This window comes from Halalkalibacillus sediminis (assembly GCF_002844535.1).
Taxonomy (GTDB): domain Bacteria; phylum Bacillota; class Bacilli; order Bacillales; family Alkalibacillaceae; genus Halalkalibacillus_A; species Halalkalibacillus_A sediminis.
This window is the reverse complement of the sequence record NZ_PJNH01000003.1, coordinates 233,044-245,610: the sequence shown is the minus strand read 5'-3', so window position 1 is coordinate 245,610 and position 12,567 is coordinate 233,044. Positions and strand designations below refer to the sequence as shown.

At 39.8% G+C, this 12,567-nt stretch carries 10 protein-coding genes; 1 reads left to right on the top strand and 9 read right to left on the bottom strand.

What is annotated here, in order from left to right:
* Window positions 1–95: 95 nt before the first annotated feature.
* The 7 genes from pdxK to CEY16_RS10880 form a co-directional block, all read right to left on the bottom strand.
* A complete protein-coding gene (pdxK, locus tag CEY16_RS10910) occupies window positions 96–893 on the bottom strand; it encodes a pyridoxine/pyridoxal/pyridoxamine kinase (RefSeq protein WP_420795535.1) in 798 nt (265 codons plus the stop codon).
* 247 nt (window positions 894–1,140) lie between these two features.
* Window positions 1,141–2,352, bottom strand: coding sequence for an MFS transporter (locus CEY16_RS10905; RefSeq protein WP_101332366.1), 1,212 nt, complete (start codon window positions 2,350–2,352; stop codon window positions 1,141–1,143).
* Between the two features lie 325 nt (window positions 2,353–2,677).
* The gene (locus tag CEY16_RS10900) at window positions 2,678–3,415 is read right to left on the bottom strand and encodes an ABC transporter ATP-binding protein (RefSeq protein WP_101332067.1); all 738 of its coding nucleotides are present in this window, start codon (window positions 3,413–3,415) and stop codon (window positions 2,678–2,680) included.
* 6 nt (window positions 3,416–3,421) lie between these two features.
* The gene (locus CEY16_RS10895) at window positions 3,422–5,020 is read right to left on the bottom strand and encodes an ABC transporter permease (protein WP_101332365.1); all 1,599 of its coding nucleotides are present in this window, start codon (window positions 5,018–5,020) and stop codon (window positions 3,422–3,424) included.
* 202 nt (window positions 5,021–5,222) lie between these two features.
* Complete coding sequence (locus CEY16_RS10890; RefSeq protein ID WP_101332066.1) at window positions 5,223–6,350, bottom strand: Fe(3+) ABC transporter substrate-binding protein; 1,128 nt, start codon at window positions 6,348–6,350, stop codon at window positions 5,223–5,225.
* Window positions 6,351–6,516: 166 nt separating this feature from the next.
* Window positions 6,517–7,446, bottom strand: coding sequence for a cysteine synthase A (cysK, locus tag CEY16_RS10885; RefSeq protein WP_101332065.1), 930 nt, complete (start codon window positions 7,444–7,446; stop codon window positions 6,517–6,519).
* A gap of 88 nt (window positions 7,447–7,534) precedes the next feature.
* A complete protein-coding gene (locus CEY16_RS10880; protein ID WP_101332064.1) occupies window positions 7,535–9,526 on the bottom strand; it encodes a PAS domain-containing protein in 1,992 nt (663 codons plus the stop codon).
* Window positions 9,527–9,639: 113 nt separating this feature from the next.
* Between CEY16_RS10880 and kynA the strand changes: the two genes are divergently transcribed.
* Window positions 9,640–10,467: a tryptophan 2,3-dioxygenase gene (gene kynA, locus CEY16_RS10875; protein WP_101332063.1), complete on the top strand. Its 828-nt coding sequence runs from the start codon at window positions 9,640–9,642 to the stop codon at window positions 10,465–10,467.
* A 125-nt stretch (window positions 10,468–10,592) separates the two neighbouring features.
* Here kynA and kynB read toward each other — a convergent pair whose 3' ends face one another.
* Window positions 10,593–11,213 (bottom strand): arylformamidase, encoded by a 621-nt coding sequence (gene kynB, locus CEY16_RS10870; RefSeq protein ID WP_101332062.1) that lies wholly within the window; start codon window positions 11,211–11,213, stop codon window positions 10,593–10,595.
* An 18-nt stretch (window positions 11,214–11,231) separates the two neighbouring features.
* Window positions 11,232–12,506 carry a kynureninase gene (kynU, locus tag CEY16_RS10865; RefSeq protein ID WP_101332061.1) on the bottom strand — a complete coding sequence of 425 codons (1,275 nt, stop codon included), beginning with the start codon at window positions 12,504–12,506 and terminating at the stop codon, window positions 11,232–11,234.
* Between the last annotated feature and the right edge of the window lie 61 nt (window positions 12,507–12,567).

Genomic DNA, 12,567 nt, shown 5'->3' with positions numbered 1-12,567 from the left:
AATTTAATAAACAGTATATCATGGTACAACTTCAGAAAGCAACGCAATTAAATAAAAAGGGCTTTTGCCTATGTCAGCAAAAACCCTTTGAAAATTTATCGATTCTCATATTGGTTGACTGGACCTACATATTGATTGAGTCTCCATGAACCTTGAATCGCATTTGTAATGAAGTTTTTAGCGAATTCCACGGATTTCATTGGAGATTGACCTTTCACTAATGCTGATGTGATAGCAGAAGCGAACGTACAACCTGCACCGTGAGTATATTTCGTGTCGATGATTTCATTCTCAAGTAAAATATAAACCTCACCATCGTAGAACACATCTACTGCTTGATCGCCTTCCACTTCATGTCCGCCTTTGACGATGACGTTCTTAGCGCCAAGTTCGTGGATTCTACTGGAAGCTTCTTTCATTTCTTCAATCGTTGTGATGTTATCCATTTCTGCTAGTTGTCCAGCTTCAAATAAATTTGGTGTAGTAATTAACGCTTTTGGTACTAACAGTTCCCTTAGTGCCTTAGCATTCTCAGGATAAAGGGGTTCGTCTTGGCCTTTACATGCTAATACTGGATCTACAACTGCTGGTAAATTATATTTATCGATTGTTTCTGCAGCTAATTCGATAATTTCGGTCGTCGGTAACATTCCAGTTTTCATTATATCAACGCCGACACCGTCTAATATTGTTCGTATTTGTGCTTGAACTGTGTCAACATCTATTGGGTATACATCATGTGCCCAGCCTTTTTCAGGATTTTGAGCTACAATCGTTGTCAATGCAGTCATACCGTATACACCAGTTTCTTGATAAGTTTTCAAGTCGGCTTGGATTCCTGCGCCACCACTTGTATCCGAACCGGCTAATACAAATACTTTTTTCATAATTATCCCTCGCTTTTCTAAATAAGACAAGAATGTATAATTTGGTTTATTATTGTCTAGTTACAGCGCCCAAAACTAGGTGACTTCACTCATCAACCTTCGATAAGTCAACATCAGTTCATACTTCACAGTGTTTCCTTTATCTCAGTTGTTGAATTCCAGTCCCTACGTTCCAAACCGGGCGCTTACGCTTTTCTTTAGTTTTCCACCCTATATTGTATCGTGATAGGAGGAATCTGACAAATGTTGTAGGTTATAGGGTAGAGTGTTTTGCTTCTTTAGATTCAGAGCTCACTGATTGTGATGCATGTGTTTCTTTCCATTTAGTAACAAACAATGCAATTCCACATAGCAATAACAATCCGCTTGTCATGATGAACACTCCTGAAATGCTGAAGTAACCAGCGACAACACCACCAAGGACAGGTCCGATTACATTTCCTAAGAAACGTAAACTTGTGCTGTACCCCATAATTTCACCTTGAATGGATATTGGGGCTGAATTACGAATGTAAGCCATGCGAACAGGGATGATCCCGCCGAGTGTGACCCCTAATAAGAACCTTACGATTACTAATTGCCACACTTCATTGACGAATGCACCTGGTAGATAAACGATTGCAGCCATAATCAGTAATGAAATGAGGATTTTATCATATCCGACTCTATCCGCAATACGACCCCATCTTCTTGTCATCAACAAGTTACCTAAGCCTGTAATGGAAAAGGCGATACCTGATATCAACGCTATATTCTCTGGCCCGTTCAGTTCACCTACGTATAACGCTAAAATTGGTTGAACAGCGAAATGGGCGATCTGGATGAACATAGAAATAACGATGACCATGATCAAGAAAGGCTTTTGTACGATGTGCTGTAGAACTTCCTTTCTTGAGTATTCTTTTGTATCGTCTTCACCATCACTTAAGCGATATTCTTTTACACCCACTAAGACGAAAATACCTGCTAAGAATATGGTGATCGACGTAAATTGGAAAGCTTGAGCGAAACCGATCGAGTCCGCTAGTAAGCCACCAAGTAAAGGTCCCATCAAAGTACCTGTCACGGTTCCTGTCTGCAACGTTCCTTGAACGCGGCCGGAAATGTTTTTAGGAGTTTGGGTAGCAACCAACGCTTGAGAGATGGGGATAAACCCGGTGAAAACTCCCATGACAAATCTCAGTATGAATAACTGAAGAACTGAGTCGACAGCCCCCATTAAAAATACACTTGTTCCTAAGCCAAAAGCGGCAATGATCAGAATCGGTTTACGACCGAATTTGTCACCGAAACGCCCCCAGATTGGTGAAAAGATGAAGGCTGTAACGAAGGTGATCCCGAACACCCACCCGGACCATGTTTTCACATAATCATCTGAGAAATTTCCGAACGATTCTATATATAAAGATAAAAACGGCATGACCATCGTCATACTTCCAGCAATAAAAAAATTGGCGAACCACATGATCGCCAAGTTCCGTTTTGCAAGCCTTTCTTGATCTTGTGTCAAAACGTACCCTTCTTTCTAGTTAATAAAATACCTACAGAAATGTTAAGAGAATTGAACCTATCAACTAGGAAATTGCAATAAAATGCCTAAGTTTATAAATAGGGTAAAATTCACTTTTATTTCGTTAGCCGTTTATTTCGTCAGTCTAAATAATATCAGATTTGAATCTTTTTGTCGAGTGTCTTGCACTTTTAATGGGAGAAGGGAAGAGGCCAAACACTCCTTTTACCTGAGCAAAGAAAAAGCCCACCTTTTTAAAAGGTAGGCTGAGTTTGAAGGTTTATACTCTAGAGAGTACTCTAGGTTTCACAGCTAAACGATCTGAGAAATTACAATCCGTGCCGAATATTTCTTCAGGGGTACCGGTTTGGTTGATCTCCCCGTCACGCAATACGACAATTCGATCAGCTAATGCTTGGGAATCTTCTTGGTCGTGTGTAACGAAGATTGAAGTCATCCCAGTAGATTTCAGTATACGACGTAACTCCTCACGTATACGAATCTGTAAGTCTGCATCTAAATTACTAAATGGCTCATCGAAAAGGAGCAATTTCGGTTTGGGAGCCAAAGCTCTTGCTAAAGCGACACGCTGCTGCTGACCTCCACTTAATTCATATGGGTACCTTTTACGGTATTCCTCTAATTGAACTAATTCCAATACCTCAGCTATACGCATTTTCTTTTCTTTTCGGTTCCATTTTTGGAGACCGAACTTTATATTTTCTTCAACTGTCATGTGAGGGAAGAGGGCGTAGTCTTGAAATACCATGCCGACACCACGATTTTCTGGTTGGGTGAAAGTGGATTGATTACACATACAGCTATCGCCGACCATAATACTACCTTTTGAAGGCATTTCTAGTCCCGCAATCAACCGTAGCACAGTACTTTTACCACTTCCCGATTCACCAAGAATAGAGATGATTTCACCTTCTTGAATGGATAAGTTGAAATCCTTGATGGTCATCTTGTTCGAATTCGGATACTTATACTGTAAATCATGAATGTGAACAAACATGTTGTATTACTCCCTTTCCAGAATATGATGAAAAACATAGATCGCACTAGCACTCAATCCAATGATAATCAAAGATGGAATAGCTGCTTGAAAAATCATCTCATCTGTTGCGTATTGAAAAGCTTTTGTTGCTAATGTATCGAAATTAAATGGTCTTAGAATCAACGTCAAAGGTAATTCTTTCATAATATCGATAAAAGCTAAGATGAACCCTCCGAAGATTGCTCCCCGGATCAGTTTCATATCAACTTTGATAAATGATTTAGTAATGCTCATACCGAGCATTCGTGATGCTTCTGTAAAGTTTTTTCCTACCCGGTCAAAACCGGCCTCGATAGAATTATAGGCAACAGCTATATATCGGACAACATAAGCGAATATAAGCATGAATAGACTCGTACTTAAAATAAGAGTCGGCTCTAATCCGATCCATTCGTAGAAACCGAATAGTTGCTTATCGATTGATGTGAATAAGGTCACAACACCGACAGCAATGACTGCACCAGGTATAGAATAACCCAAAATCGTCATTTTAGGAAACAATTTAGACAGCATTCCTTGATGTAGTCTTGAAAAGTTACTGATTACGATCGCCATGATCACTATCAGAACAGAGGCAGAAAAGGCTACGAGTAATGAATTCCATATGAGATGAATGAACTCATACTGGAAGAAGCGGTCGTAGGCTAATATTCCCCAATAAATCAATTGAACGACGGGAATGATGAAAGCCAATGAAAAAATAACCATACTATAGCCAAAAGCCAACCATTTTTTCTTGCCTTCTAACGGGGTTGGTTGCAATGGTTTGACCTTAGTCGTGGTGAAACTAAACTGCTTTCTACCACGTGCGACACGCTCGAACATGAGTAATACAATTACGATTGCCATCAATGTGCCAGCTAGCTTGATCGCTGATTGTAGGTCTCCCATGCCGAACCAGGTACTGAAGATCGCAGTAGTGAATGTTTGGATTCCATAATACTTTACAACACCATAGTCATTCAGCACTTCAAGTACGACAAGGCTGACACCTGCTACGATGGAAGCCCGACACACAGGTAGAACAATTCGGAAATATATTTTCCAAGCTGGGCTACCTAGAATCCGAGCGTTTTCAATCAATGAGGTAGATTGTCTTGATAGATAGGCTTTTGTAATCGTAAAAACATATGGGAAAAGAAACAATGTAAATATGAAAATGGCACCTGGCATATTCATTATGTTGAAATACTGCTGGTTGACTGTTATATCCCACTGGTTTCGTAAGGTCGTTTGAATGACACCCGTATAATTCAGGATCCCATGATAAGTATATGCACCAATATAAGGGGGGATGGCAAGTGGTAAAATTAATCCCCATTGAAAAAATCGACGCATAGGGAAATCATAAGCTGAAACCAACCAAGCTAAACTAGTTCCTATGAACATTGTCAGGAAACCTACAGTTACTGCTAACAACAGTGAGTTCGTTATATATTCTTGAAGCATATATTCACGAATGTGTACCCAGTTCTCATTCGGTTCACTGAATAATTGTACAATAATGGATAAATTAGGTAACAGTACTAATAGCACGAAAAAGATACTTAAAATGGTCCACATATTCAAGGATGTCTTAATTTTAGTTAAACCATTCACTTCGTGCCACGCCCTTTATCTCTCTAAATGATTCAAGTTCAATAAAAGGAAAGAAGCCGAATTGATATTCTCATTCGGCAACTTTCGTTTCATATCCTTGTCTATACTATCATGACATCGAGGATATAACTACATCATTATATAATAGTTGGTGATTGTTCAAATTTTATTTCCAATCTACTTCATTGAAAATACGTACGGCTTCTGCGTTATTTTCGCCAAGGATGGATAAATTGATATCTTGTTCAGTGAAATCGCCCCAATCTTTCAGTACATCAGCAGGAGCTACATCTTCGTTGACAGGGTACTCGTAGTTTGCGCTTGCAAATTCATGCTGAGCATCCTTAGAAGATAGATATTCGATCAATTGAACTGCATTTTCCTTATTTTTAGAATGCTTAGCTACACCTACACCACTGACATTGACGTGTGTACCTGTAGAATCTTGGTTAGGAAAGAAAATGCCCAATTGCTCGGCTACTTTTACTTCCTCCTCATCAGCAGAGTTCAGCATTCCACCTAAATAGTAAGTGTTCATGATTGCGACATCACCTTCACCAGCAACGACGCCTTTTGCTTGGTCACGGTCGCCTCCTTGAGGTGTGCGTCCCATATTTTCTACAATTCCTTCAGCCCAAGCTTTTGCTTCATCTCTACCATTCATTTCGATCATGGAAGCTAGCAATGACTGATTATAAATATTTTCAGAAGAACGGATCAATACACGGTCTTCCCACTCTGGTTCAGCTAGAGCTTCATAGGTTGAGAGTTCGCTTTCATCAACGCGGTCTTTATGATAAACGATGACTCTCGCACGTTTGGTCAAACCGAACCACTCGTTGTCTTGGTCTCTCAATTTCTGAGGAATATTTGCACTGAGTGTTTCACTTTCGATTGGCTGTAGCAAATCTTGCTCCTTGGCACGATGTAAGCGTCCAGCGTCAGCAGTGAAGAACAAATCAGCTTCAGTCGCTTCACCTTCACGTTTCATTCTCTCGATTAATTCATCAGCACTACCGTTGATAATGTTCACTTCAATTCCTGTTTCTTCAGTAAAGGCAGCATAGATCTCATCATCTATATCATAGTGACGACTCGTATATAAGTTCACCTCGCCACTTTCTTCTGCAGTAGATTCTGAGTCTTCTGAGTCATTATTTTCTTCTCCAGTAGATTCTGAACCTTCTGTATCGTCACTTTCATCTTCCGAGCTATCGTTATTCCCGCATGCTACTAAAAGCAATGAGGACAGTAGTAATATAAACGCGATTAAACTTAGTTTTCTTTTTGACATGATATGTAACCCCTTTTCTCTTTTTTATTGATAATGATTATCACTGTCAATTTATATTCTTACTGATAACCATTCTCAAGTCAAGGGTTTTTCAAAAAATTTTATTGGTGAATAAAACTACATAAGAAAACTCCCACTTTATTCAAAGCGGGAGTGGATTAAACATTTAGAAATCGAATAGATCTCCTGAAAGATAACGTTCGCCTGTATCTGGTGCAATAGCAACGATGACTTCACCTGGTTTCTTTCTTTTGGCGACTTCGATTGCTGCGTATGTTGAAGCACCAGCGGAGGTACCTACTAGAATTCCTTCTTCACGAGCTAGTCGTCTTGTAATATCGTAAGCATGATCGTCTTCAACCTTAAATATTTCATCATATACTTCTTGATTCAAGATTTCTGGTATGAAACCTGGGCTTGTTCCGACTAGTTTATGTTTTCCAGGTTTTCCTCCAGAAAGAACAGGGGAGCCAGCTGGTTCGACCACATGAACGCTCATGTCCGGGTACGCCTTCTTTAATTCTTCACCTGTACCAGTTATAGTACCGCCTGTTCCGGCAGTCGCTACAAAAGCTGATAAAGGTTTTCCTAGGTGCTTCATAGCTTCGACTATTTCACTAGCTGTAGTATGGCGATGGGCATCAGCATTTGCGTGGTTTTCGAATTGCATTGGCATAAAGCTATCTGGGATTTCTTTTACCAACTGTTTGGCTTTATCGATAGCTCCAGGCATTTTCTGATCGCCTGGCGTAAGAACTACTTCTGCACCGTATGCTTTTAAAAGGTTAATTCTTTCTTTCGTCATCGTGTCCGGCATGACAAGAATGGCTTTATAACCTTTAGCGGCGGCGTTCATCGCAATTCCTATTCCTGTGTTTCCACTAGTAGGTTCAATGATCGTAGAACCTTCTTTTAGCTGGCCCGATTTCTCGGCCTCCGCCATCATATTATAAGCTGCGCGGTCTTTTACGCTCCCGCTTGGGTTGAACATTTCAAGTTTTAAATAAATGTCTCCTCCATCAGAAGGACTTAATTTGTTCAATTTCACAAGTGGAGTATCTCCGATTAATTCAGCAATATTATCAACTATACGCATGAGTGACCACAACCTTTATTCTGTCATTTGTATTTATTCTTAGTTTACCAATAGACTTTGAAGACATTCAAACGGTTTGTTTCTTATCTTAAATAAACTGGAAACAAACCGCTGTGGCATCATCATCACGATATTGTGTTTCTGAAACTCTTTGCAGATAATCACGTGCTTGGCTGAAATCATTAGGAAGTTGTTCACCCCTGATTTGAATTTCATCGGTGATTCCATCCGTCATCAAGAATAATGCGTCACCTTTTTCAAGGGTTAATTTATATTCTTGGAACGATGCTTCCTTTGTTAGGCCGATTAAAGGTCCAGGAGCTTTTTTCATTTGCATTTCACCATTCATTTTTGTTGCGAAATGATTGATGCCAGCAGCGACGTAATCCACTTCTCCTGTATTCAAGTCTATATCAGCACAAAATGCGGTCGCGAAATAAGATTTCGGGAAGATCGGAATGGATGCTTCGTTTACGAGTCTTAATTTTTCTTTTACTGATATATTCCTTCTAGAAATTTGGTTGAATAATAGCTTGATTGAACTTGTTTGTAATGCAGTTGCTACACCATGGCCCATGACATCGATCAGATAGATGAATAAAGAGTTCTTCTCTGCATTATATTCATAACCGTAGCTATCACCACTCACAAAATTACTTGCGCGGTGTAGAAATTCCAAATTGAATCGATCAGTACTGAATCCAGGTTGAAGCATTTCTCTTTGTAGCTTTCCAGCATACTCTACATCTTTTTGCAGTTGTAGTTGCATACTCAAATCTTTACCTATAGCAACAATTCCTGTTGGTTTTCCTCTGCTATCTTTGACTAAGACTAAGCTCCACTCAAACGAGAGATATTGCTTGTTTTTAGTAATCAAAGAGCTCTCGAACTTATGGAAATCGTTATCGGACGCCTCTTTCAAGTGTCCATGTAAATCCTTTGTCTGTAAAAAATCAGAGAACGGCCGGTTCATTAATTCAAATTCATTATAATCTGTGAACTCATAGAGTTGATGATTCGATTTCTTGACGTTGCCTTCTATGTCCAGCATCAAAACAAGTTCAGGTAAAGCGTTGAAGAGGTTGTCTTGTTCAAACACTTCATTCAATAAGTGTTGTTCGACTGCTTTTCGTTTTGTGATATCTTTTTGTACCCCTATGAAATAGATAGGATCGCCATTATCATCAAAGATTGGGTTGATTATTAATTCATTCCAGAAGGTTTCTCCGCTTTTTTTATAATTCAAGATTTCGATTTGAATTGGTTCTTGATTTTTAATCGCATTACGAATGCTTTCCACACTATCGGGGTCTGTTTTTGTACCTTGTAAGAATTTGCAGTTTTCTCCGAGTGCTTCTTCCTTTGTGAATTCTGTAAGTTCCGTAAAGGCATCGTTTACATAAATGATAGGGTTTCCAGTTTCCTTAGGGTCAGTAATCACAATCGAAGAGGAAGAGTGGTCCACACCTGCAGCTAGATATCTATTTTTTTCTATTACTTGATTCAGTTCTTCTTGTTTTTTATATAAATCATTAAACTTGCGCTTGATCGATAACTCCGTGATGACCCAGTTTGATAACTTTTTAAGTTGCTTCATCTCTTTGTCGGAAAAAGTCCTTGGCTCAGGGTCCAATACACATAATGTTCCCAAAACAGGTCCATCATTTACACGGAGCGGAACACCAGCGTAAAAACTAATATAACCTTCTGTTACAAGTGGGTTGTTTTTGAAGCGATCATCCTCATGAGCATTTTCTATTACCATCGGACCGTCTTCCACAATCAAATGTTGGCAAAAGGAAATATCTCTACTCGTTCCAGTTTGGTCTAGGTCTTCTGGAAAGCCAATACATGACTTGAAATGCTGTCGGTCTGTACCCACAAAAGTAATTAGAGACATCTCTACATCAAACATGTCTCGTGCTAATTCGGTAATATCATCAAAGTAGGGGTCTTGCTTATCAAATTGTAAGTCCAAATTATGTAGGGATTCTAATCGTGCAATTTCAGATTGCTCCGTGTCAAATACGATTCCCTTTTTATTGATTTCTTTTATCCATTTGCTGATTTTATCGTCCATATGTATTCCTCCAAAAACTGTTCACCCTCATCTTATCACATGGTGAAAATGAAGCGTTAGAATATGATAAAATAGTAAAGAGTAGACAGAGAATTTAAAAGGTGGTGCAATTAATGACTGATAGAAAAGAGTCTGGTATACATACAGATTTTAAAGAACGTATGACTTATGGAGACTATCTGGATTTAGATGCGATCCTTGAGGGTCAACATCCCTTATCAGATCATCATGATGAAATGTTATTTATTATTATACACCAGGTAAGTGAATTATGGATGAAATTGACTCTACATGAACTCCGCGCGGCAATTCAGGCGATTGAGAAGAAAGATTATCAGCCTGCGTTCAAAATGTTAGCTCGTGTATCGGAAATTCAAAATCAAATCATCCGTGCTTGGGACGTCCTGGCAACAATGACGCCTAGTGAATATTTAGGATTTCGGGATCATCTGGGACAAGCTTCAGGTTTTCAGTCTTACCAATATCGAATGATTGAATTCGCTCTTGGCTACAAAACAGACCATGTGCTTAAAATCTATCAGAAGGACCCTGAGCTTTTAGAGGAATTAAAGCAAGCTCATCAGTCACCAGGGTTATATGATGTGGCAATAAAGAGTTTAGCAAAAGAAGGCTTTTCGATAGACAAAGAGGTACTTGAAAGGGACGTTAGTAAAACCTACGAGCCAAACGAAAGTGTGGAGCAAGCCTGGATTGAGGTTTACAAAGATACAGAGAAGTATTGGGATCTTTATCAGCTGGCAGAAAAGCTTGTTGATATCGAGGATGCGTTCCAACAGTGGCGTTTCCGTCACATGAAAACAGTTGAGAGAATCATTGGACATAAACAGGGGACAGGTGGCTCATCTGGTGTCGGCTATCTCAAAAAAGTGCTCGATCACTACTTTTTCCCGGAACTATGGAATGTCAGAACGCAGCTTTAATACCTAGCCACAGTCAATTCGCATACAGACATTAAAAGAGGAAAATCCGAACTATGATTCCTGATTCTACGAATAGAATTGGATCTAGCTCGGATTTTTCTTATTGAATAGGCTTCACTTATTATTTATTCTAACGTTTCTAAGATTGCTCTCACTGGGCTTCCATCAGCCCCGTCAATGGCGAGGGGAAGGGCGGTCAAACGATATTCACCTGGTTCGACATGAGCGAGTTGCAATCCTTCTAAAATATGCACGCCATTTTCTTCAAAAGAGTGGTGCGTATCTAATGTTTTACTATCGAGGGGATCGACACTAGGTAAATCCACCCCTAATAATTCTACTCCTTTTTCACGAAACAATTGACCCAACTCAGGGTCTAGCGTTGGTATCGATTCAGGAAAATGCTCCGGGTCCACCCATGCGTTGGTTTTCAAAATAACCCGTCGTACTCCTGATAAATCTACCATTTCAAAATCTTCTACGCGAACAACATCTTTAAATGAGACATCGACCACTAAAGCATTACCGACAAATAGCTCAAGGGGCAGTTGGTCAATGGTTAGTCCACTAGAGTTGAAGTGGAAAGGGGAATCCACATGCGTAGCTGTGTGACAACTGGACGTGATCTGCCCTACGTTAACTGACCCAGTTTCCTCTTTAGACCAGGTCAGTTGATAAGAAAAAGACGTATCTCCCGGCCAAGTTGGTGTCTTCGAATTGAGTTTTCTGGAAATATCAATGATCATCCTTGCCAACTCCTTTAACTACGCGATGACATCGCGTTCATTTTTATAGTTTTTATACAATTCTTCATCCATAATTTTTTTCAACGTCATAACCGTTTGATGAATGTCCTGATAAGTTACATAAAAAGCAACTGGAGCGAGCCTTATGACGTTGGGAGATCTGAAGTCTGGTATGATATCGTGAGCTTTTAGGGCTTTACAGATACTAGCTGCTTCAGGATGTTCTAAACTGACATGACCACCTCTGCGTTCGTCCTCAACTGGATTGCCGATTGTAAATCCATGGTCGCTCAATAGCTCATTGAGGAGATCCATCAAGTATTGAGTGGCTTGAAGCGATTTCTCTCGAATCGTTTCAATGCCCGCTTGTTCAAATAGTTGGAGCGACCCGATAAGAGGGGCCACACTGAACACGTGAGGTGTCCCGATTTGATAAGCACCTGCCTCATAAGCTGGGGAAAATGTATGCTCCATATCGAATTGCTTGGATTTATCTGATCCGAACCACCCTGATAGACCAGGAGTTTTTCCAAAATGTTTTTCATGTACAAATAATCCTGCAACTCCCCCAGGCCCACTGTTCACATATTTGTAATGGCACCAGTAAGCGAAATCGACCCCTTGGTTATGGAAGTCATGAGGGATAGCTCCTACGGAATGACAGCCATCGAAACCGATCGGGATATTCCTTTCGTGAGCTGCTTTGGTCAGCTTTTCAATATTCAGTAATTGTCCACTTCTATATAGTACGGTAGGTAAGACGATCAGTGCGATTTCATCATTCATCGCTTGAATAAGATCATCTTCATCAAGAGTCCTTCCATCACGACTCTTCACCCGTACTAAATGTTCTTCATGATCATATCCGTGCAATTGAAGTTGGCTTTGTAAAGCATAGATATCTGAAGGGAAATTCAGTTCATCTGCTAAAATCTTCGTACGCTTTCCTTCAGGCTTATAGAAAGTAGTCACTAATTGATGGAGGTTAGTCGTGGTGGAACCTGTAACAACCACTTCTTCTGATTTTGCCCCGACAAGAGGAGCTACTTTTTCACCAAGGTTTTCTGATAGGTAGAACCAAGGGTGTTTGCCTTGAGTCCATCCGTCGATTCCGTAATCTTTCCATGAATCCATTACTTCCTGAAGAGTCTTCTCGGCATTCTTGCTCATTAAGCCGAGAGAGTTTCCATCCAAATATATCTGATTTTCTTTTATGTAAAATTCTTTTTTGAAACCTTTCATTGGATCCTTTTCGTCCATTTGTTTCGCAAATTTTTCAGTTGAATCGAACATGTCACTCACTCCTTATCCTTAGCAACAATATATCATATCTACGAGGCAAATAAATCTATTC

Excerpts from the sequence above, each read along its gene's own strand:
- kynB (WP_101332062.1), bottom strand. The coding sequence starts at position 11,213 with ATGATCATTGATATTTCCAGAAAACTCAATTCGAAGACACCAACTTGG.
- kynA (WP_101332063.1), top strand. The coding sequence starts at position 9,640 with ATGACTGATAGAAAAGAGTCTGGTATACATACAGATTTTAAAGAACGT.
- CEY16_RS10900 (WP_101332067.1), bottom strand. The coding sequence starts at position 3,415 with ATGTTTGTTCACATTCATGATTTACAGTATAAGTATCCGAATTCGAAC.
- CEY16_RS10905 (WP_101332366.1), bottom strand. The coding sequence starts at position 2,352 with ATGTGGTTCGCCAATTTTTTTATTGCTGGAAGTATGACGATGGTCATG.
- CEY16_RS10890 (WP_101332066.1), bottom strand. The coding sequence starts at position 6,350 with ATGTCAAAAAGAAAACTAAGTTTAATCGCGTTTATATTACTACTGTCC.
- cysK (WP_101332065.1), bottom strand. The coding sequence starts at position 7,446 with ATGCGTATAGTTGATAATATTGCTGAATTAATCGGAGATACTCCACTT.
- CEY16_RS10880 (WP_101332064.1), bottom strand. The coding sequence starts at position 9,526 with ATGGACGATAAAATCAGCAAATGGATAAAAGAAATCAATAAAAAGGGA.
- kynU (WP_101332061.1), bottom strand. The coding sequence starts at position 12,506 with ATGTTCGATTCAACTGAAAAATTTGCGAAACAAATGGACGAAAAGGAT.
- CEY16_RS10895 (WP_101332365.1), bottom strand. The coding sequence starts at position 5,020 with ATGTGGACCATTTTAAGTATCTTTTTCGTGCTATTAGTACTGTTACCT.